This is a genomic window from Methylobacterium sp. BI1 (genome assembly GCF_056680125.1).
In genome coordinates, this window is sequence record NZ_CM155267.1 from 4,381,576 (window position 1) to 4,408,202 (window position 26,627).

Consider the following 26,627-nt stretch of genomic DNA (forward strand, 5'->3'; position numbering starts at 1 on the left):
GGTCGCAGGGGGGCGTTTCGCGCCGGGCTGTCCCCGCATTCCCGGGGTCAGGGTAAAGAACCGCGCCGGCTTCGGACCGGCGAACGGACCGGCTAGTGACCGCCGCCGGCGCCGGCCGCCGCACGGGGCCGCCGGATGAAGGGGACGGCGCAGGCCATGGCCACGAACAGGAAGGTCAGCACCAGGAACACGTCGGTGAATCCCATCACGAGGCCCTGCAGGCGCACGGTGTTCATCAAGGCCTTCAGCGCCATCGCGTCGGCATTGCCGCCGAGCACCTCGAATTGCCGGCGGGTCATCTCCAGGCGCTCGAGGACGGCGGTGTTGGTCCAGGTGAAGCGCTCGTGCAGGCGGGCGAGGTGGAGATCCCAGCGGTCGTTCAGGATAGTGTTGATCAGCGCGAGCCCGACGGCTCCACCGAGGTTCCGGGTCAGGTTGTAGAGGCCGGAGGCGTTCTTCATGCGGGCCGGCGGCAGGGTGCCGAGGGCGATGTTGTTGATCGGAATCATGCACAGCATCAGCGAGCAGCCGCGCAGGATCTGCGGCACCAGGAGTTCCCAGAAGTCCCAGTCCTTGGTCAGGCCGGTGACCATCCAGGTGCCGGTGGCGAACCCGAGGAAGCCGAGCCCCATCATCAGGCGCGGGTCGACCTTGCCCGAGAAGCGCCCGGCGATCGGCGCCGTGGCGAACATGCAGAGGCCCGAGACGAACATCGTCTCGCCGATCTGCAGCGCCGAGTAGCCGCGCACGCGCCCGAGATAGACCGGGTAGAGATAGGTCAGGCCGTACAGACCGATGCCGAGGACGAAGCTGAAGATGCAGCCGGCCGTGAAGTTCCGGTCGGAGAAGGCGCGCAGGTCGACGATCGGCTCGGCGGCCGTGAAGGCCCGCCAGAAGAAGGCCGGGCCGGCGGTCAGGCAGACCACCGCGCAGGCAAGGACCGCCTCGTCGGCGAGCCAGTCGTGGTTCGGCCCCTCCTCCAGCACGTATTCGAGGCAGCCGAGCATCAGCGCCATGAACACGAGGCCGAACCAGTCGAAACGCTTGAACAGAGCGAGGTTCGGCTCGTCGAAATCGACCAGGAGGTAGGTCGACACGGTCACGAAGATCCCCGGCACGACGTTGACGAGGAACAGCCAGTGCCAGTCGAACAGGTCGGTGAGGTAGCCGCCCACCGTCGGCCCGATGGTGGGCGCGAGCGTCGCCACGAGGCCGATCATCGGCGAGACGATGGAGCGCTTGGACGGCGGGAAGATCGTGAAGGCGGACGCGAAGACGGTCGGGATCATGCCGCCGCCGATGAAGCCCTGGGCGGCCCGCCAGACGATCATCTCGTTGATCGAGGTGGAGGTGGCGCACATCAGGCTCATCAGCGTGAAGCCGCCGGCCGAGATCACGAACATCCAGCGCGTCGAGACCACCCGCGACAGGAAGCCGGAGAGCGGGATCGAGATCACCTCGGCGATCAGGTAGCTGGTCTGGACCCAGGGGATCTCGTCGCCCGAGGCCGACAGGCCGGCCTGGATCTCGGCCAGCGAGGCCGAGACGATCTGGATGTCCAGGATCGCCATGAACATCCCGAACACCATGCAGACGAACGCCACCATGCGGCGGCGGTCGAGCGGCGGCTCGGCGGCCGGTGCGGCCTGTCCCAGGGTGGCTGTCGCGGCCATCGTCGGCGCCTAGTGCCGGGAGGCCGTGCGCAGGCGGTCGTCCACGGCCGCGGTCTCGCCGGTCTCGCGGGTGTCGACCCGGACGGTCACCGAGAGGCCGGGACGCAGGATGCCCTCGCGGGCGACGTCGGCCGGCACGTGGACCCGCACCGGCAGGCGCTGGACGATCTTGGTGAAGTTGCCGGTGGCGTTGTCGGGCGGCAGCAGGCTGAAGACCGAGCCGGAGGCGGGCGAGAGCGACTCGACCTCGCCGACGATGTCGCGGTCCGGGTAGGCGTCCACCGCGATGTGCACGCGCTGGCCCGGATGCATGCGCTCGACCTGGGTCTCCTTGAAGTTCGCGTCGATGCGGACGCTCTCCAGGGGCACCAGGGCGGCGATGCGCGAGCCCGGGGAGACATAGGCGCCGGCCTCCACGGCCTTGTTGCCGATCACGCCGTCGAAGGGCGCCCGGATCGTCGTGAACGCGACGTCGCGCGCGGCCCGTGCCTCGGCGGTGCGCAGCTCGGCGGCGAGCCCCTCCGCCTCCTTGCCCTGCGCGCGCAGCACCTCGACATTGGCCCGCATGGCCACGAGGGAGGCCTCGGCCCCCTTCACGGCGGCGTCCGTCCGGTCGCGATCGGCCCGCGCCTGCTCGATGCGCGCCTTCGCGACGAAATCGACCTTCTCGAGCTGCTGCTGACGGGCATAGTCGGCCGCCGCGCGGACTGCATCGGCCCGGTTGGCGTCGATCTGGGCCGAGGCCTGCAGCATCTGCGCCTGGGCGGCCTCGACCTGCCGGGCGATGCGGGCGATGGCCGCCTGCTGCGTCACCAGCTTATCGTGCGCGGCCTGCGCGGCGAGGTGGTAATCGCCGTCGTCGATCCGGGCGATCACATCGCCCTTGTGCATCATCTGCCCGTTCACGACCGGCACTGCCGCGAGGTAGCCGGGAATCTTGGCGGCCAGCACCGAGATGTCGGCCTGCACGTAGGCGTCGTCGGTGCTGACGAAGAAGCGCCCGACGGTCCACCAGGCATGCGCCTTGTAGGCGCCCCCGCCGAGGGCGGCGAGGAGCAGGGTCGCCAGCACGACCTTTCGCATCCGCCGGGGCCTGGGACGCGCCTCACCCGTTGGCGTCGCGATGACCGCCGGCGTCATCGCCGGAGCCGGAACGGCGGCGGCCGGCGCCGAGAAGGTCGACCCGCCGCCGGTGTCGACCCGGGAGGAGTCGCCCGGGGCCGACTCCGCTCGAAATTCGTCGTCCTCGCGCAGGCTCATGGGCTCGATCCGGCTCTTCGAAAGCATTGACCGAACCGTTCGGTCATTTTCGGAGCCGCAAACGCTGGCGCGGCCCGGGGCAATGAGATATTATGACCGAACCGTTCGGTCAATAAGGATGAAGACCATGGCGACCGCAGAGGCCGCGCTCGATGCGCGGGACCGCACATCGGGGGAAACGGACAAGCGCCGTCAGATCCTCGACGGCGCGCGCGCGGTCTTCATGGCCTCCGGCTTCGACGGGGCGAGCATGGGCGAGATCGCCAAGGCCGCGGGCGTCTCGAAGGGCACGCTCTACGTCTACTTCGACAGCAAGGAAGCCCTATTCGAGGATCTGGCCCTGTCCGAGAAGCGGGGTCTGGCGGAGGTGCTGTTCCGGCTCGACGCCGACGATCCCGACGTGCGGGGGGTCCTCACCCGCCTCGGCCGGAGCTACCTCGCGGAGATGATCCGGCCGGAGCACGTCACGGTGATTCGGATGGTGATCGGCGCCTGCGAGAAGTTCCCGCGCCTGGGACAGGCCTTCTTCGAGGCCGGTCCGGTGCAGGGCACGACGCGCCTCGCCGCCTATCTCGACGCGCAGGTGGCGGCTTCGCGCCTGCGTCCGGCGGATACGAATCTCGCCGCGCGCCAATTCCTGCAGATCTGCCAGGCCGGATTGCTGACGCGCCTGCTGTTCAACGCCGGCGACGGCGTCTCCCAGGCGGAAATCGAGCACAACGTCGGCGAGGCCGTCCGCGTGTTCCTGGCCGGCTACAGCCCCGAGGCCTGAGCCCGCGTCAGGCCGCCGCGACGGCCTGGCTGCTCCAGCGACGGACCTCGGCATCGATGGCCAGGGCCTCGTCGACATCCGCGGGCGCGGTCCGGTACTGTCCGGCGAAGTGCTCGCAGGCGCGCTCGACCAGGTCGGCGATGCCGTAGAAGCCGATCGCACCCTTGATGAAGGCCGCGACCGCGATCTCGTTGGCCGCGTTCATCACGGTCGGGGCCGCGCCCCCGGCGGCGAGCGCCGCACGGGCGATGCGCAGGCAGGGGAAGCGCGCCTCGTCGGCAGCCTCGAAGGTCAGGCTGCCGGCGGCGGCGAGGTCGAGATGGCGGCCGCGCGCGATCGTCAGGCGCTCGCCGAGACCCAGGCAATGGGCGATCGGCACCCGCATGTCCGGCATGGCGAGGCCCGCGGTCACCGCGCCGTCGCGCCAGTAGACCAGGCCGTGCACGATCGATTGCGGATGGACGATCACGTCCAGGCGCTCGGGTTCGAGGGCGAAGAGGTGGTGCGCCTCGATCAGCTCCAGCCCCTTGTTCATCAGGGAGGCCGAATCGATGTTGATCTTCATGCCCATCGACCAGGTCGGGTGGGCGGCGGCCTCCGTCGGCGAGGCGGCGGCGATGCGCTCGCGGGTCCAGGTCCGGAACGGACCGCCGGAGGCGGTGATGGTCATCTTCGCCACGTCGTCGAGGCGACCGTCGCCCAGGGCCTGCGCGAGGGCGTTGTGCTCGGAATCGACCGGGAGCAGCGTGGCGCCGTAGCGCTTGGCATCGCGTATGAAGGCGTCGCCGGCGCAGACCAGGCTCTCCTTGTTGGCGAGGGCGACGGTGCGGCCGAGCTTCAGCGCCTCGTGGGTCGGGCGCAGGCCGGCGGCCCCGCTCACCGCGGCCACCACGATGTCGGCGTCCCGGGCGACCGCCTCGAGGACGGCGCCCTCCCCCGCCCCGTTCCGGATGCCGGTATGGGCCAGGGCGTCGCGCAGGGCCGGACCGGCGGTTTCGTCCGCCAGGGCCACGAAATCGGGCTGCAGGTTGCCGGCGAGCCGAGCGATGGCCTCGACGTCGCGCCCGGCCACGAGGCCGCCGATGCGGAAGCGCTCGGGATGCTGCAGCAGCAGGTCGATGGTCGATTGGCCGATGGAGCCGGTGGCGCCGAGGATGGTGACGGTCAGCAACGGATGGGTCCTTCAGGCCGCCACGAGGCGGCGGGCGATGAGATAGAAGCCGGCCAGGACGGCCACGGCGAAGAAGCCGTCGAGGCGGTCCATGACGCCGCCATGGCCCGGAATGGAACGGCCCGAATCCTTCACCCCGTAGCGGCGCTTGAGGGCGGATTCCACGAGGTCCCCGCCCTGACTCAGGATGGAGGCGGCGGCGCTGACGAGGGCCACGAGGGCGAGCGGGGTGGTGGCGAGGTCGCTCCAGCCATGGTCGCGGGCGACCATCACCAGGGCGACACCGGCCAGCGTGCCCGCCGCGAGGCCGCCGAGCGCCCCGGACCAGGTCTTCTTCGGGCTGACCTTCGGCATCAGCTTCGGACCACCGAAGGTCCGCCCGGTGAAGTAGGCGATGACGTCGGTGGACCAGACCACGGCGAACATCCAGGCGGGTCCGAGGATACCGATGGCCGGATCGTCGCGCAGGGCGGTTGGAACCAGGGCGATCACGGCCGAGCTCGCCAAGCCCGCGAGCGCCCGCCCGCGTCCCGCCCCGCCGCGGGCCACGGCCGCCACGAGAACGGCCCCCACGGCACCGACCCCGAGGCTGATCCCGGGTGCCACGTCGCTGTGCAGGCAGAGGACGAGGCCGAACAGGGTGGCGGCCGTGAGCGACAGGACGAGACGCCGGGGCGCGACCGCGCTCATCCCGATCCATTCGGCGGCGAAGACGATCCCGGCGGCGAGCCAGATCACCGCGAAGGGCCAGCCACCGAGGACGAGGGCGGAGAGCACGATCGCACCGAGCAGGATGGCCGACACCAGGCGGGTGTGGAACTCGCGGCTGGCGAGGAGGCCGCGCTGCGAGGCGGGTGCCGCCTCTCCAGGTACCATGATCAGCCGACCTTGCCGCTGAGCCCGCCGAAGCGGCGGTCGCGGCGGTGATACTCGTCCACGGCGGCGCGGAAGGCGGCGTGGTCGAAATCCGGCCAGAACTCCGGCACGATCACGTATTCCGCATAGGCCGTCTGCCAGGTGAGGAAGTTCGACAGGCGCTGTTCGCCGGAGGTGCGGATCACCAGATCCGGGTCTGGGATGCCGGTGGTGTCGAGGGCGCCCGTCAGCACGTTCAGGTCGATGGCCTCGGGCGAGAGCCGTCCGGCCGCCACGTCGCGGGCAAGGCTCCGGACCGCCCGCAGGATCTCCTGCCGGCCGCCGTAGTTGAAGGCCACGACGAGGGTCAGGCCGGTATTGGCCCGCGTGCGCTGCTCGGCCTCGTCGAGCAATGCGGCGATGTCCGCCGGCAGGCCCTCGCGCTCACCGATGATCCGGATGCGGACATTGTTGCCGTGGAGATCCGCCAGGTCGCGGCGGACGAAGAGCTTCATCAGACCCATCAGGTCCGCGACCTCGGCCGGCGGCCGGCGCCAGTTCTCGGAGGAAAAGCTGTAGATCGTCAGGTAGCGCACGCCGAGTTCGATGGCCGAGCGCACCGCGCGCCGGACGGCCTCGACGCCGCGCCGATGCCCCTCGACCCGCGGCAGGCCGCGATCGGCGGCCCAGCGGCCGTTCCCGTCCATGATGATGGCGACATGCGTCGGGGGCGCCGCCAAGGCGGGCACGGGCGAGCCCGGATAGGCCGCTGCGGCAGCCTCCGCCGCGCCCAGCGCGACGTCCGTGCCGTGCACCCTCGCCGTCTCGATCTGACGCGCGCCTTCTGAGCGACCCAACGCGCTTCTCCCCCAACCGTCTCTCGTGCCGATCACACGTGGTCCCGATCCCGCTCCGGGATCCTAGACCTGCATGATCTCCTTCTCCTTGGCGGCGAGCACGCCGTCGATCTCGGCGATGAACTGGTCGGTGGCCTTCTGGACCTCGCCGGCCTGACGCTTCTCATCGTCCTCGCTGATCGCGCCGTCCTTCTCGAGCTTCTTCAGATGGTCGAGACCGTCCCGGCGGACGTGGCGGACGGCGACGCGCGCCTCCTCGGTGTACTTGTGCGCGACCTTGACCATCTCCTTGCGGCGCTGCTCGTTCATCTCGGGCACGCGCAGGCGGATGGTCTGGCCCTCGGTCTGCGGGTTCATGCCGAGGTCGGATTCGCGGATCGCCTTCTCGACCGCCGCGATCATGCCGCGGTCCCAGACCGAGATGCTGAGGAGGCGGGGCTCGGGCACGCTCACCGTCGCCACCTGCGCCATGGGCATCATCGCGCCGTAGGCATCGACCTGGATCGGATCGAGGATGCTCGGGGTCGCGCGGCCGGTGCGGAGCGATCCGAGATCCCCCTTCAGCGACGTCACGGCGCCCTGCATGCGACGCTTGAGGTCGTTCAGGTCGAATTCTGGAATGGCTGCCATGCTGGACTATCCCGACGCGAACTTGAGGGAATGGGTCGGGCCGCCGGGGCCCGTTCGTGGGCCTCAATGAACCAAAATCCGGTGGGTCGCAAATGGCGTTCGCGTCGTTTCGGCCGGAAACGCCCGTGCGGGGCGCGTGCGCTGCGCGCCTAAACCTTCGCCGCGCCCGCCGCAGCCGGTCCGGAGCGCTGCACGCAGTGGTTTCCCTCGACTTCGGTGAAGGCCCGCAGCAGGGCGACCGCCCCGGCCACGGACATCTGCGTCGGATCGAGCCGCGGCTTGGCGCCGTACCGCAGATAGAGCGTCTCGAGGGGCTCGGTGTGCCCGGCATACCCTACCGTCCAGCCGCGGAAGTCGCGCTGCTCGATCGCGCGCGCGGCGATCAGCACCATGCCGCTGTGGCGGCTATCCGCCGCAAGAGTCCAGAGCTGGTCCGAGAGGGCAACCGGGTCTCCCTCCATGGCTTGAAGGAAGAACGTTTCGTTGAAGACCAGAGCACCCGTGAATCCGGACGCCCGATCATAGCGATTGCAGGATGCCAGGATGTCCCGGACCAATTCACGCATGGTCCCACCATGCAACGTCAGGAGGTTGCGACTGTAGAAGACAATCTGCGAGAGGGACATGGCGGTGCCCGGCGACCGCTCTACCCAATTGCCGGCGGCTCGGCACGGCAGGAAACCCGCAAACCCTCAACGAAGACTGAGAGTCGTTCGAGACATTCCCGCCGGCGACGTCCGAGGACGGGGCCGACGAGGAAGGCAGCGGCTGGGAATACGTCCGCGGATGCGCCTACGGAACGACCTGGGTCGCCGGGGCACCGCCCGTGAGGATCGCCAGGATCGAGCTCGGTGCGTGCACGGACCCGACCACGATCGACAGGCGGCTCTCCCGGGCGAGGGCGAAGGCGGCGGTGTCCATCACCTTGAGGTCGCGGGCGATGGCCTCGTCATGGGTCAGCCGGTCGTAGCGCGTGGCGGTGGGGTCGCGGTTGGGATCGGCGGAATAGACGCCGTCCACCTGCGTGGCCTTCAGCACCGCGTCGCAACGCAGTTCGGCCGCCCGCAGGACGGCGGCGGTGTCGGTGGTGAAGAACGGGTTGCCGGTGCCGCCCGCGAGGACGACCACCTGGCCCTTGTCGAGGTGGTGGAGGGCGGGCTGGCGCGCATAGGTCTCGCAGATGGTCGGCATCGAGACTGCCGACATCGTGCGGGCCGGGACGCCGGCGGCGTTCAGGGCCGTTTCCAGGGCCAGGGAATTCATCACCGTCGCCATCATGCCGAGGGAATCGCCGGTGGCCCGGTCGATCCAGCCGGCGGCCGAGATGCGTGCGCCACGGATCATGTTGCCGCCGCCGACGACCAGGGCGATCTGCACGCCGGCCTCGCGGGTGCGGGCGATGTCGTCGGCGATGCCCGCCAGGGTCGGGGGGTGCAGCCAGTATCCGTCCGGTGCGGCCAACGCCTCGCCGGAGAGTTTCACGAGGACGCGGCGAAACGGTGTGGTCTCCGGCATCGAGCCAGTCCCCTCTAACCCGGCCTGGATCAGGTCGGGGAGCCAATCGGAAGCGGAGGGGTGTCTAGCCCAAGGCAGGCCGGAACGTCGAGGGGCGGCGGCATTTCTGCCGCCGCCCCTCCTGACAAACCGATGCTTTCCTGCGCGTTTCGACGCGGGAAGGACAGGCTCAGCCGCGGGCGGCGGCGGCCACCTCGGAGGCGAAATCGGGCGCCTCTTCCTTCTCGATGCCCTCGCCGAGGGCGTAGCGCACGAAGGCGGTGAGCTTGACCGGCGCGCCGGCCTTGCCCTCGGCCTCCTTCAGCACCTGGCTGATGGTCTTGGAGCCGTCGTGCACGAAGGGCTGCTCCAGGAGGGTGACCTCCTTGTAGTAGCTCTTCAGGCCGCTCTCGACGATCTTGGCGAGCACGTTCTCGGGCTTGCCGACGTTCTTCTCGCGCAGGATGTTGATCTCGCGGTCGAGGGTCGCCTGGTCGACGCCGGCGGCGTCGAGCGCCACCGGGTTGGTGGCGGCGACGTGCATGGCGATCTGGCGGCCGAGGGTGGAGAGCACCTCGACGTCGCCCTCGGACTCGAGCGCGACGAGCACGCCGATCTTGCCGAGGCCCTCGACCACCTGGCCGTGGACGTAGGAGGCGATGACGCCCTTGGTCACGTCGAGCTTGGCGACGCGGCGCAGGGTCATGTTCTCGCCGATGGTGGCGATGAGGTTGGCGAGGCTCTCCTTCACCGTCGTCGCGGCGCCGGGGAACGTGGCGGCCTCGAGGCCTTCCAGCGTGCCGTCGGTGTCGAGGGCGAGCTTGGCGGCCTCGCGGGCGAAGGCCTGGAAGCTGTCGTTGCGGGCGACGAAGTCGGTCTCGGAGTTCACCTCGACGATGGCGGCGTGGTGACCGGCGGACTCGACGGCGACGAGGCCCTCGGCGGCGACGCGACCAGCCTTCTTGGCGGCCTTGGCCAGGCCCTTCTTGCGCAGCCAGTCGACCGCGGCTTCGATGTCGCCATCGGTCTCGTTGAGCGCGCCCTTGCAGTCCATCATGCCCGCGCCGGTCTTCTCGCGGAGCTCTTTCACCAGTGCGGCGGTGATGTTGGCCATGGCGGGTCCTTTCCGTGTCTTGTCAGATGCGAAGGCTTCCCCGGGGAAGTCTCCTGAAGCGAACGGTTGAGTGAAGCGAAGTCATTTGAAGCGACTGAGCCCGGCGCTCGTGAAAAGCACCGGGCTTCAGGAAGCAGTGTCCGATCTGGCGATGGCGGCCCGATGACGGGCCGCTGCAGCGGGATCAGGCGGCAGCGGCAGCCTCGACGAAGCCGCGGGCCTGGTCGACCCAGCCGTCGCGACCGATGCGGCCGTTCAGCTTCAGGTCGGCATCGACCTTGGCGACGTCGTCGGCGCTCATGGAGGCCAGCTGCCAGTAGTGGTAGATGCCCGCCTCGTTGAGCTTCTGCACGATCTGCGGGCCGGCGCCGTGGAGCTTCGACAGGTCGTCGGGCGCGCCGCGGGGAGCCGAGAGCAGCTCGAAGTGCTCGGTGGACTCGACGAGGGCGGCGACGTCGGCCTGGTTGACCGAGCCCGACTCGACGGAGGTGGCGCCGTCGTCGTTGGCCGGCAGCTCCTCGGCGACCGGCTCCTCGGAGGCGCCGAGATCGATGCCCATCGAGCCCTGGCCGCGCGAGATGCCGTCGATGGCGGCGCGGGCGATCAGGTCGCAGTAAAGGGCGATGGCGCGGCCGGCGTCATCGTTGGCGGGGACGACGTAGGTGATGCCGTCCGGGTTGCAGTTGGTGTCGACGATGGCCGCCACTGGGATCCCGAGGCGCTGGGCCTCCTTGATCGCCAGCTGCTCCTTGTTGGTGTCGATCACGAACAGCAGGTCCGGCACGCCGCCCATGTCCTTGATGCCGCCGAGCGCTTTCTCAAGCTTGTCCTTCTCGCGGGCGAGCATCAGGCGCTCCTTCTTGGTGAGGCCCTGGGCCCCGCCGTCGAGGGTCTCGTCGACCTTGCGCAGGCGCTGGATCGAGCCCGAGATGGTCTTCCAGTTGGTCAGCATGCCGCCGAGCCAGCGGGAGTTGACGTAGTACTGGGCCGAGCGCTTGGCCGCCTCGGCGATGGTGTCGGCCGCCTGGCGCTTGGTGCCGACGAACAGCACGCGACCGCCCTTGGCGACGGTGTCGCTCACCGCCTGCAGGGCCTGGTGGAGGGCCGGCACGGTCTGGGCGAGGTCGATGATGTGGATGTTGTTGCGCGTCCCGAAGATGTAGGACTGCATCTTCGGGTTCCAGCGGTGGGCCTGGTGTCCGAAGTGGGCGCCGGCCTCGAGAAGCTGACGCATGGTGAAATCAACGGCCATGTCTTTGTACTCTCCGGTTGGTACCGCCGCGGAGGAAGCGATCGCGCCCAAGGGGAGACGACCACCGGAAACGCCTCATTCAGGCATGAGGCCGGCTCCGCGTGTGGAATGGGCGGGGCCTTAACAGAGCCCGGCCCCCGAGGCAAGGTTTGCCGACGCGACTCCGCTCAGCGGATCGAGGCCGCGATCGCCTGCTGGATCGCCAGGATGTTCGCGCCGCGCTTGAGGGTCTTGCGGATCGGCTCGGCCCGGCCCGACACCCAGATCGCGAGCTCGGAATCGAGGTCGAAGCTGCCCGCGGTCTCCACCGAGAACGCGGTGATCGCCCGGTAGGGCACGGTCAGGTACGAGACCTTCCGGCCGGTGATGCCCTGCTTGTCCACCAGGATCAGGCGCCGGTCCGTGAAGACGATGAGGTCGCGCAGGATCCGGAAGGCGACCTGGACCGGCTCGCCCGCGGTGAGGATGCCGGCCATCTGCTCGTTGACCTCCGCCGGCGAGAGGTCGCTGCCATGGCCGAGCAGTCCATCGAGAAAACCCATCGCGCGCCGTATCCCCCTGAAGCCTCGCCTCGCCTATGTAGGGGCGCGTCCGCCGTTCCGTCAGGGCGCCACGCCTCTGCCCCAAGCCCGCGCCCGGAGTCCGAACCGATGTCGTCCCCCGCCTCCCGGCCGAGCCGCCTCCGGCTCGGCGTCAACATCGACCACGTCGCGACCGTGCGGAACGCCCGCGGCGGCACGGCGCCTGATCCGATTCGCGCGGCCCGCGCGGCGGTCGCGGCCGGGGCGGACGGGATCACGGCGCATCTGCGCGAGGATCGCCGGCACATCCGCGACGCCGACATGGAGACCCTGGCCCGCACCCTGACGGTGCCGCTCAATTTCGAGATGGCCGCCACCGACGAGATGATCGGCATGGCGATCCGGCTGAAGCCGCACGCCGCCTGCCTCGTGCCGGAGAAGCGCGAGGAGCGCACCACCGAGGGCGGCCTCGACATCATCGGCGCCCACGACGCCCTGTGCCCCCGCATCGCCCGCCTGTCCGAGGCCGGCATCCGGGTCTCGCTCTTCGTCGAGCCGGACGAGGCGGTGATGGAGGCGGCCCGCCGGCTCGCGGCGCCGGTGGTCGAGCTCCACACCGGCAGCTACTGCGAGGCGGTGGCCGAGGGCGACGCCACGCGCACCGCGCACGAGCTCGACCGGATCACCCGGGCGGCCGCCTACGGGGCGGGACTCGGCCTCGAGATCCATGCCGGCCACGGCCTCGCCCTCGACAGCGTCGGTCCCGTGGCGGCCCTGCGGGAGATCGCCGAGCTCAACATCGGCCATGCGCTGATCGGCGAGGCGATCTTCGTCGGCCTGCCCCAGGCCATCCGCGACATGCGCGCCGCTATGGACGCGGCCCGCGCATGATCCTCGGCATCGGCTCCGACCTCTGCGACATCCGCCGGATCGAGACGTCGCTGGAGCGCTACGGCGAGCGCTTCACCCACCGGGTCTTCACCGAGGGCGAGCGCGCCAAGTGCGATGCCCGCGCGGCGCGGGCGCCCTCCTATGCCCGCCGCTTCGCCGCCAAGGAGGCCTGCGCCAAGGCCCTCGGCACCGGCATCGCCCGGGGCGTCTTCTGGCGCGACATGGAGGTAGTGAACCTGCCCGGAGGCCGCCCGAGCCTCCGCCTCACCGGGGCGGCGGCGGAGCACCTCGCCGCGATGGTCCCGGCCGGCCACGTGCCGAAGCTGCACATCACCCTCACGGACGACCCGCCCATGGCGCAGGCCTTCGTGATCATCGAGGCGGTGCCGAGCGCGCAGGCGGACAACACGTGACGGTTGCCTGAACCCCGATCTACACCTTGTTCCCACTTAGGGAACATGCGATTGTCGGGGCGATGCAGATCATTGCGAAGCGGACGCTGCGGGCGTTCTGGGCACGACACCCCCGGGCCGAGCAGCCCCTTCGCGAGTGGTTCACCCTCGTGGATCAGGCCGAATGGGCAGGTCTGGCCGACGTAAAGCAACTCTTCGGGCGAAGCGTCGACTTTGTCGGCGACAATCGCCTGATCTTCGATATCCGGCACAACGAGTTTCAACTCATCGTACACGTCGCCTATGCGTATCGCCGCGTCCTGATCAAATTCGTCGGGACGCACGCCGAATACGACCGCATCGATCCGGAGACCGTATGATCATGGATATTCGTCCGATCCGGACCGATCAGGATCTCGCTTGGGCCATCACCGAGATCGCCCCATACTTCGAGCGCCCGCCGGCTGCGGGCAGTCCAGAGGCCGATCGCTTCGATGTCCTGGCGACCCTGATCCAGGCCTATGAGGATGCCGAGCATCCCGTCGACCCCGTCGATCCCGTCGACTGCCTGACCTATGCGATCCGAGAGCTCGGCCATTCCCAGAGCGAACTCGCCGAACTGCTCGGGTCGCGCTCGCGCGCCTCGGAGATCCTTAATCGGCGGCGTGCCCTGACGCTGGATCAGATCCGCCTTCTCCACGCCGCTTGGCACCTGCCCCTGGCCGTCCTTGCCCGGCCCTACCCGCTCGCGCAGGACGCTGCCTAGCGGAATGGCTGGTTCGTGTCCGGGAGCACGACCCGGACCAACCTCATAAGGGCGTGCGTTGCGGCGCCTTTCCGCATGGTCTATGCCGCCGGTCGACCGTCAACGACGGAAGCCGCCCGGAATCCGGGTGCGAGCGTCGGACCGGAGATGGCAGCCAGATGGAACGTGCCCGCGTGGACCAGCAGACGAAGCGTGACCTGAAGGCCGCTGACACCGGCACCTGGGCGAGCATCAAGGAGACGCTGAAGGTCGGCGGCCAGGCTCTGCTGATCGCCCTGGTGGTGCGCACGCTCCTGTTCCAGCCGTTCAACATCCCCTCGGGCTCCCTCGTTCCCACGCTCCTGATCGGCGACTACCTGTTCGTTTCGAAATATTCCTACGGCTACTCGAAGTACTCCCTGCCCCTGAGCGAGTACCTGCCCTTCACGGCCGACGGCCGGATCTGGGCCGCCGAGCCCAAGCGCGGCGACATCGCCGTGTTCAAGCTGCCCAAGGACAACTCGACCGACTACATCAAGCGCGTCATCGGCCTGCCCGGCGACAAGATCCAGATGAAGGCCGGGCTGCTGTACATCAACGACGTGCCGGTGAAGCGCGAGAAGATCGCGCCCTTCGAGACCACCGGGCCCTACGGCGAGCAGGCCAAGGCCGAGCAGTACCTCGAGACTTTGCCCAACGGCGTCACCCACCGGGTGATCGAGCGCGACGGCGACAACGGCTACTGGGACAACACCGAGCCCTACACCGTGCCGCAGGGCCGGTTCTTCATGATGGGCGACAATCGCGACAACTCGACGGATTCGCGCGATCTCGCCAATGTCGGCTTCGTGCCGTTCGAGAACTTCGTCGGCCGCGCGGAGATGATCTTCTTCTCCATCGACGAAGGCACCCCGGCATGGCAGATCTGGAACTGGCCGGCGAAGGTGCGCTGGAACCGGCTGTTCACGACCATCCACTAGGACGCAACCCATCGTGACCGAAGAGGCGCGTCCCTCCAGCCGGGCGCGGCGCGCGCCCCGTCCGAAGCCCAACCTCGCGGTGCTCGAGGCGCGGATCGGTCACGTCTTCGCCGACCCGAAGCTGCTGGTCCAGGCGCTCACCCACGTGAGCAAGGCCGGCGGGAACGGCCGGCTCGGCAGCTACCAGCGCCTGGAATTCCTCGGCGATCGCGTCCTCGGACTCGCCATCGGCGACCTCCTCTACGAAGCCTTTCCGCAGGCCGACGAGGGCGAGCTGTCGCGGCGCCTCGCCGGGCTCGTCCGGCGCGAGACCTGCGCCGCCGTCGCCACCGCCTGGGACGTCGGCCCCCACCTCGCCCTCGGACCCGGCGAGGTCCAGAGCGGCGGACGGCGCAACCAGACCATCCTGGCCGACGTCTGCGAGTCGATCCTCGGCGCGGTTTTCCTCGATGCCGGCTACGACGTCGCCAAGGGCATCGTCAACGCCGCCTTCACTCCCGACACCGACACGGCGGCGCCCCGCGGGCGCGACGCCAAGTCGGCCCTGCAGGAATGGGCCATGGCCCGCGCCCTCCCGATCCCGCTCTACGAGGTGGTCGACCGCTCGGGCCCCGACCATGCGCCGGTGTTCCACATCGCGGTCCGCGTCGAAGGGTTGGAGGCCGGCATCGGCGTCGGCCCCTCGAAGCGCCTCGCCGAGCAGGAGGCCGCCCGCCTCGTGCTGGAGCGCGAGATCACCGGCCCCGGTCCCGACCGAACCCCCGATCCCGCACGAACCAAGGAGACGTCGGCGGACGTCGCTGAAGGACAGACCCCAGATGCCTGACGCCGATTTGCCCGACGACAATTCGCCCGACGACGATTTCGACGGCGAGGACGATTTCGCCCCGCCGCCGCTGCAGCCGCTGCCCGCCGTGACGATGCCGGAGAACACCACCGCGGGCTTCGTGGCGCTGATCGGCATCCCCAATGCCGGCAAGTCGACGCTGCTGAACAGCCTCGTGGGCACCAAGGTTTCGATCGTCTCCCGCAAGGTGCAGACCACCCGCGCCCTGGTGCGCGGCATCGTCATGCACGAGACCGCGCAGATCATCCTCGTCGACACCCCCGGGATCTTCGCCCCCAAGCGCCGCCTCGACCGCGCGATGGTGCATTCGGCCTGGAGCGGCGCCTCGGATGCCGACGCCGTCTGCCTGCTCATCGACGCCCGCAAGGGCGTGACCGAGGAGGTCGAGGCGATCCTGGCCAAGCTGCCGGACGTGAAGCGCCCCAAGGTGCTGATCCTCAACAAGATCGACCTGATCCCGCGCGACCGCCTGCTGGCCCTCGCGGCCTCCCTGAACGAGCGCATCCCGTTCCAGCACACCTTCATGGTCTCGGCCCTGAACGGCGACGGCATCGAGACGCTGAAGACGACCCTGGCCGGGATGATGCCGAAGAGCCCCTGGCTCTATCCGGAGGATCAGGTCTCGGACGCGCCGATCCGCATGCTGGCCGCCGAGATCACGCGCGAGAAGCTCTACGACCGCCTGCACGAGGAGCTGCCCTACCGCTCCACCGTCGAGACCGACCAGTGGCAGGTGCGGCCCGACGGCTCGGTGCGCATCGAGCAGACCATCTTCGTGGAGCGCGAGAGCCAGCGCTCCATCGTGCTCGGCAAGGGCGGCCAGACCATCAAGGCGATCGGCCAGGCGGCCCGCCACGAGATCGCGGAAGCGGCCGAGCAGACGGTGCACCTCTTCCTGCACGTGAAGGTGCGCGAGAACTGGGCGGACGATCCGGCGCGGTACCGGGAGATGGGTCTGGAGTTCCCGCGCGGCTGAGCATGGGCTATGAGAAAGGGAGATCGACGCCGCGACGATTCTTGTCGCGCGCTGGCCGAGCCTCCCGATTTCCTGTCACGCCCTGAGCCGTCGAGGCGCGCGCGCCGTCGCGCCGGATCCCGTTACGATGTCCACCATGCCTGTCTCGGAAGCCGTCTACGGCGCGCCGCCCCTGGAACTGGTGGCGGTGCCCGCGCACGCGGTCCAGGTCTCGCCCCTGAGCCCCGGGGCGGCCCGTCTCGAGGACCTGGAGCCCGGGACCCTGGAGCGCCTCGACATCCTGGCCCCGGCCGGGACGATCGAGCGGCGCTACGTCCTGGCGCTCGGCCTGAAGGCCCTGCGGCCCGGCGGACGCCTGACGGCGCTGGCGCCCAAGGATCGCGGCGGCAGCCGCCTCGCCAAGGAGCTCACCGGATTCGGCTGCACGGTCCAGGAGGAGGCGCGGCGCCATCACCGGATCTGCGTCGGCACCCGCCCGGAGACCGTGAGCGGTCTCGAGGACGCCCTCCACGAGGGCGGCCCGCGCCACATCGACAACCTCGCCCTGTGCACCCAGGCCGGGATCTTCTCCTACGACCGCCTGGACCCCGGCACGGCCCTGCTCCTCGCCAACCTGCCGCCGATGGCCGGCACCGGCGCCGATTTCGGCTGCGGCCTCGGCATCCTGGCCCGGGCCGTCCTGCATTCGCCGAAGGTGACGGCCCTGACGCTGATCGACCTCGACCGGCGCGCCATCGAGATGGCGACGCGCAACGTCGGCGATCCGCGCGCCACCCTGCGCTGGGCCGACATCCGCGCCGGCGGCCTCGGCCTGACGCGCCTGGACTTCGTGGTGATGAACCCGCCCTTCCACGACGGCGGGGCCGAGGATCAGGCCCTGGGCCAGGCCTTCATCGGCCGCGCGGCGGAGGCCCTGCGTCCCGGCGGCAGCCTCTGGCTCACCGCCAACACCCACCTGCCCTACGAGGCGCCCCTGAAGGCGGCCTTCAAGAGCGTGGAGCTGAAGGCCTCGGCCGGCGGCTACAAGATCTACGAGGCGCGCCGATGACGCGCCCGGCCAAGATCGCGCAGCTGCGCCTCGACCGGCTCCTCGCCAACATGGGTTACGGCTCGCGCCGGGAGATCGCCCTCCTCACCCGCGCCGGGCTGGTGGCCCTCGACGGCGCGCCCCTGCGCGACGCGGATCAGCGCATCCCGGTCACGCCGGACCTCGCGCAGCGGATGACCGTCGACGGCGAGCCCCTCGACCCGCCGCCGGGCCTGACCCTGATGCTGCACAAGCCCCTGGGCGTCACCTGCTCCCACAAGGAAGCCGGCCCCCTCGTCTACGGCCTGCTGCCCGAGCGCTGGCGCCGGCGCGACCCCGCCCTCTCCACGGTCGGACGGCTGGACAAGGAGACCTCCGGCCTCCTGCTCCTCACCGATGACGGCGCCCTCCTGCACCGGATCATCGCCCCGAAGGCGAACGTCGCGAAGCGCTACCGCGTCACCCTGGATCGTCCGCTGAGGGGCGACGAGGGCGCTGCCCTCGCCTCCGGCACGCTGATGCTGGAGGGCGAGGAGAGGCCGCTCCTGCCGGTGGGGTTCGAGGCCGATGGCGCGACCGGCGCCGTGGTGACCCTGCACGAGGGCCGCTATCATCAGGTCCGGCGCATGTTCGCGGCGCTGGGCAACCACGTCACGGCCCTGCACCGCGACCGAGTCGGCGGCCTCGGCCTGCCGGACGACTTGCCGCCGGGCGAACACCGGGTCCTCGGTGAAGCCGAGATCACCGCGATCTTCGCGGGCGAAGCGGCCTGATCCGCCCGGAACCGGACCCTGCACCGCCTGTTGGATCGGCAAACGCCGAACCGACGGGTGATCCGCATGAACCGCTTCTCGACGCTCCTCCTCGCCCTCGCGCTCAGCACCGGCCCGGCGCAGCTCGCCCTGGCCGACACGCCGGGCGCCGACTGGATGCCCGCCGATCAGGTCAAGCAGAAGCTGATGGCCGCCGGCTACACCAGCATCACCGAGTTCGAGGCCGATGACGGCCACTGGGAGGGCGAAGGCGTGAAGAACGGCGTGAAGATGCAGTTCCACGCCGACCCGAAGACCGGCGCGATCCTCTCGGAGAAGCCGGACAAGTGAGCCCGCCTTGATCGGGCGGCGGATGGGCGGCGGCGGATGGCGCGCGACGGCCGGCCCTTCGACCCGTAGGCCCTCCGCCGCCTTGCCAATCCCCACCGACTCGTTTATGCGCCACCCCTCGCGTTCGCTCCGGCTGGGGGCTGAACGGACGGTGCCGATTCGTTCGGCACAGGGTCAAGCCCCGCGAAGGGCCGATCCCGTCGTCCCGTGTCTCCGCCTTCGATCAACCGCTCGGGCCTTCAAACGGCTCGAAGGGCTTGGCGCCGGGCGATCGCGTGTGAACCGGCCCGACGCTCCCTTTCCTGCACGTATCCCGTGCCGTCGGGTCCCTTTGGATATGAAGGGCCCGTTAATGCCTCTCTACGAACACGTCTTCCTGGCGCGCCAGGACGTGACGGCCCAGCAGGTCGAGACCATGGTCGAGACCTACAAGGGCGTCATCGAAGCCAATGGCGGCAAGGTCGAGAAGATCGAGATGTGGGGCGTGAAGTCCCTCGCCTACCGCATCAAGAAGAATCGCAAGGCGCATTTCACGCTCCTCAACGTCGACGCCCCCCCGGCGGCCCTCGCTGAGATGGAGCGTCAGATGCAGATCTCCGAGGACGTCCTCCGCTTCATGACCGTCCGCGTCGAGGAGCTCGAGTCCGAGCCGTCGGCGATGATGCAGAAGCGCGACCGCGACGACCGCAAGGATCGTGAGCGCGGCCGTCGTCGTGACGACGAAGGCTTCGGCGGTGGTGGATTCGGTGGCGACCGCGATCGCGGCGACCGTGGTGATCGCGGCGACCGGGGCGACCGCCCCGAGCGCAGCTTCGGCGGGGAGGCTTAAGTCATGGCATTTGGTGCTGGACCCGGTGCACCCGCCGCTGGCGGTGCTGGTGGTGGTGCGGGCGGCGGACGCCGCCCCTTCTTCCGTCGTCGGAAGACATGCCCCTTCTCGGGCGCGAACGCGCCCAAGATCGACTACAAGGACGTCAAGCTCCTGTCGCGCTACGTCTCCGAGCGCGGCAAGATTGTGCCGTCGCGCATCACGGCGGTGTCCGCCAAGAAGCAGCGCGAGCTCGCCCAGGCGATCAAGCGCGCCCGCTTCCTCGGCTTCCTCCCCTACGTGATCAAGTAAGCGCTCCGGCCCCCGGCCCGCCCCGCGTGGGCCGGGAGCCACGCCGCTCGCGCGGCACACAGGTTCGTACCGGCCGATCCACCAGGAGGGCCGGGAGTCGTTGGGGCCGGACGCGCCTCTAACCCTGCCCGGGACGGGACAGTGGGACAGCGGGATTGATGACACAGTTTCTCGGCATCGGTATCGGCGCGGGCCTCGTCTCCGCCCTCCTCTTCGGCGTGCTGCTGAAGGCGACGGCGCTCGCGATCCTGCTCTACCTGCTCGCCCCGCTCCCGATCCTGATCGTGGGCCTCGGCTGGAGCCACCGGGCCGCCCTGGTCGCCGCCGTGACCGGCGCCCTCGCCCTCGCCCTCGTGGTGCAGCCCTTCCTAGGCCTCGGCTTCTTCGCCTATCTCGCCCTGCCCGCCTGGTGGCTCGCCTACCTGGCGCTGCTCGGCCGCCCCGGCGCCGACGGCACCATGGAATGGTACCCGACCGGGCGCCTGCTCGCCTGGACCGCCGGCACGGCCGGGCTCGCCTTCGTGGCCATCGCGGTGATCGCCGCCCCGAACTACGAGACCTTCCAGTCCCAGCTCCGGGGCATGACCCGGACTCTGATCCAGGTCCGGGCCGACCGTGCCACTACCCCGCCGGCGCCCGCCCCGAAGCCGGACACGCCCGAGGCCGGCGCCGAGGCCCCGGCCGGGTCGGCGCCGCAGGACCCCGCCGAGGCGACCCGGACCGAGGTCGCCAACGCCCTCGCGGCCATCGCGCCCGGCCTCGCCACCCACGGCCTCACGGTCCTGCTCACCTTCTATCTCTGGGCCGCCGCCCGCATCGTGCGCATCTCCGGACGCCTGCTCCGCCCCTGGCCGGACCTCGCCGCCACGATGATGCCCCGCCGGGTGCTGGCGGTGCTGGCGGGCGCCATGGTGCTCGCCCTGGTGCCGGGCTATCCGGGCGTGCTCGGCGTCGCCGTGGCGGGGGCGCTCAGCGCCGCCTTCGCGATCCAGGGCCTCGCGGCCTTCCACGACCGCAGCCGCGGCCGGCCGGGGCGCCTCGCCCTCCTCCTCGGCCTCTACCTGATCCTGTTCTTCACCCAGGGCGTCGCACTCCTCGCCCTGACCCTGTTCGGCATCGCCGATACCGCCCTCGACCGCCGCCGTCCCCGCGACGCGGCCGGACGACCCTGACCCTCCACCCCAACCGAAGGACCAACACCATGGAAGTCATCCTCCTCGAGCGCGTCGCCAAGCTCGGCCAGATGGGCGAGACCGTGAACGTGAAGCCGGGCTACGCCCGCAACTTCCTCCTCGCCCGCGGCAAGGCCCTGCGCGCGACCGAAGGCAACAAGAAGCACTTCGAGACCCAGCGCGCCCAGCTCGAGGCCCGCAACCTGGAGCGCAAGTCCGAGGCGCAGTCCGTCGCCGAGACCCTCGAGGGCAAGAGCTTCGTGCTCATCCGCCAGTCGGGCGAGACCGGCGTGCTCTACGGCTCGGTCTCGACCCGCGATCTCGCCGAGGTCGTCACTGCCGACGGCTTCACCGTGGGGCGCGACCAGTTCGCCCTCAACCAGCCGATCAAGACCCTGGGCCTGCACACCGTCCCGGTCGTGCTGCACCCCGAGGTCGAGGTCAGCATCACGGTGAACGTCGCCCGTTCGCCCGAGGAGGCCGAGCGTCAGGCCCGCGGCGAATCCACCACCGAGCGTGAGGCCTTCAACCTCGACGACCTCGGCCTCGAGGTCGGTGCCGCCCTCGCCGAGGCCGGCGACGACCGCGAGTAATCGCGCCACACGGCGGTGAACAATGGGGATGAGTGCCCTTAGCGGTTGACTAGTTCCTCGTTTGTTCCAGCATGGACGCCCGTCATCCCCCCGGATGGCGGGCGTTTGTGCGACCGCGCCCGCGCGCCCTTCGGGAGAAGGCGGCGTCGCGGGCGCCGAAGGCCGCAAAGCGCGAATCGGCTAAGGTTCGGCTAACCATGCCGGCGCCATGGTCGGGCGATAGCGACGGACGGCGGCGAACCCCCGCGCGGACGATGAATCGACGAGTCGGAGCCTCGAATCAGCCCATGGCCCTGCCCAACGCCCTGACGGCCAACCTTCAGCCCGTCGCGCAGGAATTCCGCGTCGCGCCCCACAACATTGATGCCGAGCAGGCCCTGCTCGGCGCGATCCTGGTGAACAACGACGCCTATTACCGGATCTCGGACTTCCTCCTGCCCGAGCACTTCATGGAGGACGTCCACCGCAAGATCTTCGAGGTGGCCTCGCAGCTCATCAAGGCCGGCAAGCTCGCCACGCCGATCACCCTGAAGACCTACCTGGGCGATGCCGATCTCGGCGGCCAGACGGTGATGCAGTACCTCGCCCGCCTCGCGGCGGAGGCCACCACGGTCATCAATGCGGGCGATTACGGCCGCACCATCTACGACCTCGCCATCCGCCGCCGGCTCATCACCATCGGCGAGGACCTGGTGAACGGCGCCTACGAGGCCCCGGTGGAATCCTCCCCCCGCGACCAGATCGAGGGCACGGAGCGGCGCCTCTACGAGCTCGCCGAATCGGGCAAGTACGACGGCGGCTTCCAGAAGTTCTCCGAGGCGCTCACCACCGCCGTCGACATGGCCGCCAAGGCCTATCAGCGCGAGGGCAAGCTCTCCGGCATCGCCACCGGCCTGTCCGACCTCGACGCCAAGATGGGCGGCCTGCAGCCGTCCGATCTCATCATCCTCGCCGGCCGTCCGGCCATGGGCAAGACCTCGCTCGTGACCAACATCGCCTTCAACATCGCCAAGGCCTATCAGGGCGAGAAGGGGCCCGACGGCGTCGTCAAGACGGTGAACGGTGGCATCGTCGGGTTCTTCTCCCTCGAAATGTCGGCCGAGCAGCTCGCCACCCGCATCATCGCCGAGCAATCGGGCGTGCCGTCCTACAAGATCCGCCGCGGCGACATCCAGCCGGCGGAGTTCTACAAGATCACCGATGCTGCCCGGGACATGCAGACGATCCCGTTCTACATCGACCAGACCGGCGGCATCTCCATCGCGCAGCTCGCCGCCCGCGCCCGCCGCCTGAAGCGCCAGAAGGGCCTCGATCTCCTCATCGTCGACTACCTGCAGCTGCTCTCGGGCTCGGGCAAGCGCAGCGACAACCGCGTGCAGGAGATGACCGAGATCACCACCGGCATGAAGGCGCTGGCCAAGGAACTCGCCGTTCCGATCATCGGCCTGTCTCAGCTCTCCCGTCAGGTCGAGAACCGCGAGGACAAGCGCCCGCAGCTCTCGGATCTGCGAGAGTCGGGCTCGATCGAGCAGGACGCCGACGTGGTGATGTTCGTCTTCCGCGAGGAATACTACGTCAACAACAAGAAGCCCCGCGAAGGCACCGAGGAGTTCTTCGCCTGGGAGGCCGAGATGAACCGCGTCCACGGCAAGGCCGAGGTCATCCTGGGCAAGCAGCGCCACGGCCCCACCGGCACGGTCGAGCTGCAGTTCGATGCGAACATCACGCGCTTCTCGAACCTCGCCCAGTCCGACCGCCTGCCGGAGCAGATGTAGGCTGGCGGCCTCCGTCGGGGCTGGCCGGCGCGTCTCGCGGACGACCGCGAAATCCCGTATGGTCGACGGGACCCCTGAACCGTCGCACCCGCACGCGAGAAGGAGCGACCGTGGCACATCCCAAGCGCGTCGAGGCCGATCCGCGCCCCGGCACTGCCTATGACGTCGACCTCGCAGCCTGGTCCACCGAGCAGGCCGCGCACCTGCGCCGGCGGGCCTGGGCGAAGCTCGACATTCCGCATCTGATCGACGAGGTGGAAGCGGTGGCGCGCGCGGAACGGCATGCCCTGACCAGCGCGCTGCGGATCATCCTGCTCCACATGCTGAAATGGGATCATCAACCGGACCTGCGGACCCGGAGTTGGACGACGTCCATCCGTGTACAGCGTCTCGCGGTCCAGGAACGGATCGAGGACAGCCCGAGCCTCGGGAGCCAGATGGAGGCGCTCCTGGAACGCGCCTATTGTCGTGCCCGCATCGAGGCGGCGGCCGAAACGAACCTCGCGGAGGCGACTTTTCCGGAGGCGTCTCCCTACGGCATCGACGCGGTCCTGAACCGCACGATTTCCTGGCCCCCGGCGGCCGATGAGAAGGCGCGCGACCCATCCTAGGCCTGAATGATTTGGAACGGCGCCCGATGCGCGAAGCGACCCACGGCGCCCGCCTCACCATCGACCTCACGGCCATCGCGGAGAATTGGCGGCGGCTCGCCGCCGAGGCCCCGGAGGCGACCTGCGCCGCCGTGGTCAAGGCGGACGCCTATGGCTGCGGCCTCACCCAGGTCGCCCCGGTGCTGTGGGCGGCCGGGTGCCGGACGTTCTTCGTCGCGCACCTGAGCGAGGCGCTGGAGGCCCGGGGCGTCCTGCCGGACGCGACGATCTACGTGCTGAACGGCCTCCTGCCCGGCCTCGGCCCGACCCTGGCCGCGCACGCGCTGCGACCGGTCCTGGGGAGCCGGGAGGAACTCGCCGAATGGGCCGCCCTGGTTCAGGCCGCCGGACGGGCCCTCCCGTCGGCCCTCCACGTCGATACCGGCATGAACCGTCTCGGCCTCTCCGTGGACGAGGCCCTGGCGCTCTCGGGCGATCCGCTGATCGCGCAGGCTGGCGTCGCCCTGCTGATGACCCACCTCGTCAGCGCCGAACTGGCGAGCGACCCGGTCAATGCCCGCCAGGTCGCGGATTTCGTGCGGGTCCGGGCCGCGCATCCCGGCCTGCCCGGCTCCTTCGCCAATTCCTCGGGGATCTATCTCGGGGCGGAGGCCCATCACGACCTGCTGCGGCCCGGCTACGCCCTGTTCGGTGGCAACCCGACCCCGTGGAAGCCCAATCCGATGCGGCCGGTGGTGCGTCTCGAGGCCCAGGTCGCGCAGATCCGCGACGTCGCCGCCGGCGAGACCTGCGGCTACAACGGACGCTGGCGGGCCCCGGAACCCCGGCGGCTGGCGACCCTCTCGATGGGCTATGCCGACGGCTATCCGCGCTCCGCGAGCGGACGCGGGGTCGCCCTGGTCGACGGCGTCCGCTGCCCCATTCTGGGGCTGATCTCGATGGACCTCATCATCCTCGACGTCACCGATGCGCCCGAGGCCCGGCGCGGCGCAGCCGCGACCCTGATCGGCGACGGCCTCGACGTCGATGCGGTCGGGCGCGCCGCCGGCACCATCGGATACGAGATCCTGACGGGGCTGGGTTCTCGCTATGTTCGCCATTATGTGACAGGACACGAGGCGACAGGACCTGAGGCCTGAACCCCGCCGGACGGGGCGGCGCCGGAACGTCCCTCCCAGCGGAATCGCGATGGCCAAGATCCAACAGACCTTCGTCTGCCAGTCCTGCGGGGCGGTCTACAATCGCTGGCGCGGGCGCTGCGAGGCCTGCAACGGCTGGAACACCATCGTCGAGGAGACCGGGGCCACCGGCCCGCAATCCGGGCCGGTCAAGACGCGTCCGAGCCGCGCCCGCGGCCGGGTCTTCGCCCTGGAGGGCCTCACCGGCGCGGTGAAGGAAGCCCCGCGCATCCCGTCGGGCATCAACGAGCTCGACCGCGTCACCGGTGGCGGCTTCGTGCGCGGCTCGGTGATCCTCCTCGGCGGCGATCCCGGCATCGGCAAGTCGACCCTGCTGATGCAGGCCTCCGCCGCCATGGCACGGACCGGCGAGCGCGTCGTCTACATCTCGGGCGAGGAGGCGGTGGCGCAGGTGCGCCTGCGCGCCGAGCGCCTGGGCCTGTCCTCGGCGGCCGTGGAGCTCGCCGCCGAGACCAATGTCGAGGACATCGTCGAGACCCTGTCGCAGGGGCGCCCCCCGGCGCTGGCCATCATCGACTCGATCCAGACCATGTGGACCGAGACCGTGGAATCCGCCCCCGGCACGGTCACGCAGGTGCGCGGCTCCGCCCAGACCCTGATCCGCTTCGCCAAGACCACCGGCACGGCGGTGATCCTCGTCGGGCACGTGACCAAGGACGGACAGATCGCCGGCCCCCGGGTGGTCGAGCACATGGTCGATGCCGTCGCTTCCTTCGAGGGCGACCAGGGCCACCACTTCCGCATCCTGCGCGCGGTAAAGAACCGCTTCGGGCCGACCGACGAGATCGGCGTGTTCGAGATGACCGATGGCGGCCTCGCCGAGGTGCCGAACCCTTCCGCGCTGTTCCTGGCGGGGCGCGACCACGCCGCCCCCGGCACCGCGGTCTTCGCCGGCATGGAGGGCACGCGGCCCCTGCTGGTCGAGATCCAGGCCCTGGTCGCCCCCTCCTCCCTCGGCATGCCGCGGCGGGCTGTGGTCGGCTGGGACCCGAACCGCCTCTCGATGGTGCTGGCGGTGCTGGAGGCCCATGGCGGCATCCGCCTCGGCACCCATGACGTCTATCTCAACGTCGCGGGCGGCCTGCGCATCTCCGAGCCGGCGGCCGATCTCGCGGTGGCCGCCGCCCTCGTCTCGTCCCTCTCCGGGGCGACGCTGCCCCCGGAGACGGTGTATTTCGGCGAGATCGGCCTCTCGGGCGCGGTCCGCCCGGTGGCGCAGGCGCCGGCCCGGCTCAAGGAAGCGCTGAAGCTCGGCTTCGCCAAGGCCGTGACGCCGCAGGGGCGCGGCGAGGGCGGCGACGGCGCTCTCTCGACGGAGGCCCTGCGCCACATCGCCGACATGGTGGCGGGCATCGCCAGCAACGGCCCTCGCCGGGTCGCGCAGCGCCGCGGCCACAACCCGCCCGATTACGGCGACGACGATTAGGTCCTCGGCCGGGGCGGGGGAGCCTGCCCCGGAGATCTCGGCGCGGAGAACGCCGGCCCGGACGGAGCGCCGCCAGACGATCCCGCCCCCCCGGCAGGTCAGGCCCGCGACCGCGAGGATCTTTTCGCCGTGGAACAAGACGACGCCCGGTCCTCTGCCGGACGATCCGGC

Annotated in this window: 30 protein-coding genes; 19 read left to right on the plus strand and 11 right to left on the minus strand. The window is 70.1% G+C overall.

Annotated features, from left to right (window positions below; genetic code table 11):
• Positions 1-92: 92 nt before the first annotated feature.
• Complete coding sequence (locus AC1MGR_RS20690) at positions 93-1,673, minus strand: DHA2 family efflux MFS transporter permease subunit (RefSeq protein ID WP_480232781.1); 1,581 nt, start codon at positions 1,671-1,673, stop codon at positions 93-95.
• A 9-nt stretch (positions 1,674-1,682) separates the two neighbouring features.
• Positions 1,683-2,933 carry an HlyD family secretion protein gene (locus tag AC1MGR_RS20695; protein ID WP_480232782.1) on the minus strand — a complete coding sequence of 417 codons (1,251 nt, stop codon included), beginning with the start codon at positions 2,931-2,933 and terminating at the stop codon, positions 1,683-1,685.
• Positions 2,934-3,051: 118 nt separating this feature from the next.
• Between AC1MGR_RS20695 and AC1MGR_RS20700 the strand changes: the two genes are divergently transcribed.
• On the plus strand, positions 3,052-3,705 hold the full coding sequence (locus AC1MGR_RS20700; protein WP_108034957.1) for a TetR/AcrR family transcriptional regulator: 654 nt from the start codon (positions 3,052-3,054) through the stop codon (positions 3,703-3,705).
• Positions 3,706-3,712: 7 nt separating this feature from the next.
• On the opposite strand, the gene dxr is transcribed toward AC1MGR_RS20700, so the two are convergent.
• The 9 genes from dxr to AC1MGR_RS20745 all read right to left on the minus strand — a co-directional run bounded on the left by dxr (position 3,713) and on the right by AC1MGR_RS20745 (position 11,620).
• Positions 3,713-4,876: a 1-deoxy-D-xylulose-5-phosphate reductoisomerase gene (dxr, locus tag AC1MGR_RS20705; RefSeq protein WP_480232783.1), complete on the minus strand. Its 1,164-nt coding sequence runs from the start codon at positions 4,874-4,876 to the stop codon at positions 3,713-3,715.
• 12 nt (positions 4,877-4,888) lie between these two features.
• Positions 4,889-5,752 carry a phosphatidate cytidylyltransferase gene (locus AC1MGR_RS20710; protein WP_480232784.1) on the minus strand — a complete coding sequence of 288 codons (864 nt, stop codon included), beginning with the start codon at positions 5,750-5,752 and terminating at the stop codon, positions 4,889-4,891.
• A 2-nt stretch (positions 5,753-5,754) separates the two neighbouring features.
• On the minus strand, positions 5,755-6,480 hold the full coding sequence (locus tag AC1MGR_RS20715; RefSeq protein ID WP_480234859.1) for an isoprenyl transferase: 726 nt from the start codon (positions 6,478-6,480) through the stop codon (positions 5,755-5,757).
• A gap of 171 nt (positions 6,481-6,651) precedes the next feature.
• Positions 6,652-7,218, minus strand: coding sequence for a ribosome recycling factor (gene frr / locus AC1MGR_RS20720; RefSeq protein ID WP_056219022.1), 567 nt, complete (start codon positions 7,216-7,218; stop codon positions 6,652-6,654).
• Positions 7,219-7,367: 149 nt separating this feature from the next.
• Complete coding sequence (locus AC1MGR_RS20725) at positions 7,368-7,844, minus strand: BLUF domain-containing protein (protein WP_480232785.1); 477 nt, start codon at positions 7,842-7,844, stop codon at positions 7,368-7,370.
• Between the two features lie 166 nt (positions 7,845-8,010).
• Positions 8,011-8,733 (minus strand): UMP kinase, encoded by a 723-nt coding sequence (gene pyrH / locus AC1MGR_RS20730; protein WP_056219019.1) that lies wholly within the window; start codon positions 8,731-8,733, stop codon positions 8,011-8,013.
• 169 nt (positions 8,734-8,902) lie between these two features.
• Positions 8,903-9,826, minus strand: a complete 924-nt coding sequence (gene tsf / locus AC1MGR_RS20735) for a translation elongation factor Ts (protein WP_108034952.1) — start codon at positions 9,824-9,826, stop codon at positions 8,903-8,905.
• A gap of 184 nt (positions 9,827-10,010) precedes the next feature.
• Positions 10,011-11,078: a 30S ribosomal protein S2 gene (locus AC1MGR_RS20740; RefSeq protein WP_056219011.1), complete on the minus strand. Its 1,068-nt coding sequence runs from the start codon at positions 11,076-11,078 to the stop codon at positions 10,011-10,013.
• 167 nt (positions 11,079-11,245) lie between these two features.
• On the minus strand, positions 11,246-11,620 hold the full coding sequence (locus AC1MGR_RS20745; protein ID WP_108034950.1) for a PH domain-containing protein: 375 nt from the start codon (positions 11,618-11,620) through the stop codon (positions 11,246-11,248).
• Between the two features lie 108 nt (positions 11,621-11,728).
• On the opposite strand from AC1MGR_RS20745, the gene AC1MGR_RS20750 reads away from it, so the two are divergent.
• The 18 genes from AC1MGR_RS20750 to radA all read left to right on the plus strand — a co-directional run bounded on the left by AC1MGR_RS20750 (position 11,729) and on the right by radA (position 26,456).
• Positions 11,729-12,490 (plus strand): pyridoxine 5'-phosphate synthase, encoded by a 762-nt coding sequence (locus tag AC1MGR_RS20750; RefSeq protein ID WP_480232786.1) that lies wholly within the window; start codon positions 11,729-11,731, stop codon positions 12,488-12,490.
• The gene (gene acpS, locus AC1MGR_RS20755) at positions 12,487-12,903 is read left to right on the plus strand and encodes a holo-ACP synthase (RefSeq protein WP_480232787.1); all 417 of its coding nucleotides are present in this window, start codon (positions 12,487-12,489) and stop codon (positions 12,901-12,903) included. Before AC1MGR_RS20750 ends, acpS begins: the two co-directional genes overlap by 4 nt.
• Positions 12,904-12,965: 62 nt before the next feature.
• Positions 12,966-13,262, plus strand: a complete 297-nt coding sequence (locus AC1MGR_RS20760) for a type II toxin-antitoxin system HigB family toxin (RefSeq protein ID WP_480232788.1) — start codon at positions 12,966-12,968, stop codon at positions 13,260-13,262.
• 2 nt (positions 13,263-13,264) lie between these two features.
• On the plus strand, positions 13,265-13,648 hold the full coding sequence (locus tag AC1MGR_RS20765; protein ID WP_108035073.1) for a helix-turn-helix domain-containing protein: 384 nt from the start codon (positions 13,265-13,267) through the stop codon (positions 13,646-13,648).
• A 158-nt stretch (positions 13,649-13,806) separates the two neighbouring features.
• Positions 13,807-14,607 carry a signal peptidase I gene (lepB, locus tag AC1MGR_RS20770; protein ID WP_108034946.1) on the plus strand — a complete coding sequence of 267 codons (801 nt, stop codon included), beginning with the start codon at positions 13,807-13,809 and terminating at the stop codon, positions 14,605-14,607.
• A 13-nt stretch (positions 14,608-14,620) separates the two neighbouring features.
• Positions 14,621-15,433, plus strand: a complete 813-nt coding sequence (rnc, locus tag AC1MGR_RS20775) for a ribonuclease III (RefSeq protein ID WP_108034945.1) — start codon at positions 14,621-14,623, stop codon at positions 15,431-15,433.
• A 94-nt stretch (positions 15,434-15,527) separates the two neighbouring features.
• A complete protein-coding gene (gene era, locus AC1MGR_RS20780) occupies positions 15,528-16,430 on the plus strand; it encodes a GTPase Era (RefSeq protein ID WP_480234860.1) in 903 nt (300 codons plus the stop codon).
• A gap of 127 nt (positions 16,431-16,557) precedes the next feature.
• Complete coding sequence (locus AC1MGR_RS20785; protein ID WP_480232789.1) at positions 16,558-17,478, plus strand: class I SAM-dependent methyltransferase; 921 nt, start codon at positions 16,558-16,560, stop codon at positions 17,476-17,478.
• Positions 17,475-18,230, plus strand: coding sequence for a pseudouridine synthase (locus tag AC1MGR_RS20790; protein ID WP_480232790.1), 756 nt, complete (start codon positions 17,475-17,477; stop codon positions 18,228-18,230). Before AC1MGR_RS20785 ends, AC1MGR_RS20790 begins: the two co-directional genes overlap by 4 nt.
• A gap of 66 nt (positions 18,231-18,296) precedes the next feature.
• A complete protein-coding gene (locus tag AC1MGR_RS20795; protein WP_108035071.1) occupies positions 18,297-18,560 on the plus strand; it encodes a PepSY domain-containing protein in 264 nt (87 codons plus the stop codon).
• Between the two features lie 352 nt (positions 18,561-18,912).
• A complete protein-coding gene (gene rpsF, locus AC1MGR_RS20800; RefSeq protein ID WP_055956175.1) occupies positions 18,913-19,389 on the plus strand; it encodes a 30S ribosomal protein S6 in 477 nt (158 codons plus the stop codon).
• Positions 19,390-19,392: 3 nt separating this feature from the next.
• Positions 19,393-19,680: a 30S ribosomal protein S18 gene (gene rpsR / locus AC1MGR_RS20805; RefSeq protein ID WP_056173092.1), complete on the plus strand. Its 288-nt coding sequence runs from the start codon at positions 19,393-19,395 to the stop codon at positions 19,678-19,680.
• Positions 19,681-19,838: 158 nt separating this feature from the next.
• Positions 19,839-20,852, plus strand: a complete 1,014-nt coding sequence (locus AC1MGR_RS20810; protein WP_480232791.1) for a DUF2232 domain-containing protein — start codon at positions 19,839-19,841, stop codon at positions 20,850-20,852.
• A 29-nt stretch (positions 20,853-20,881) separates the two neighbouring features.
• Complete coding sequence (gene rplI, locus AC1MGR_RS20815; RefSeq protein ID WP_108034941.1) at positions 20,882-21,445, plus strand: 50S ribosomal protein L9; 564 nt, start codon at positions 20,882-20,884, stop codon at positions 21,443-21,445.
• A 287-nt stretch (positions 21,446-21,732) separates the two neighbouring features.
• The gene (locus AC1MGR_RS20820) at positions 21,733-23,220 is read left to right on the plus strand and encodes a replicative DNA helicase (protein ID WP_108034940.1); all 1,488 of its coding nucleotides are present in this window, start codon (positions 21,733-21,735) and stop codon (positions 23,218-23,220) included.
• A 110-nt stretch (positions 23,221-23,330) separates the two neighbouring features.
• Positions 23,331-23,831 carry a DUF29 domain-containing protein gene (locus AC1MGR_RS20825; protein WP_480232792.1) on the plus strand — a complete coding sequence of 167 codons (501 nt, stop codon included), beginning with the start codon at positions 23,331-23,333 and terminating at the stop codon, positions 23,829-23,831.
• 26 nt (positions 23,832-23,857) lie between these two features.
• Positions 23,858-24,970, plus strand: coding sequence for an alanine racemase (gene alr / locus AC1MGR_RS20830; RefSeq protein WP_108034938.1), 1,113 nt, complete (start codon positions 23,858-23,860; stop codon positions 24,968-24,970).
• Between the two features lie 49 nt (positions 24,971-25,019).
• The gene (gene radA / locus AC1MGR_RS20835) at positions 25,020-26,456 is read left to right on the plus strand and encodes a DNA repair protein RadA (protein ID WP_108034937.1); all 1,437 of its coding nucleotides are present in this window, start codon (positions 25,020-25,022) and stop codon (positions 26,454-26,456) included.
• The last annotated feature ends 171 nt before the right edge of the window (positions 26,457-26,627 follow it).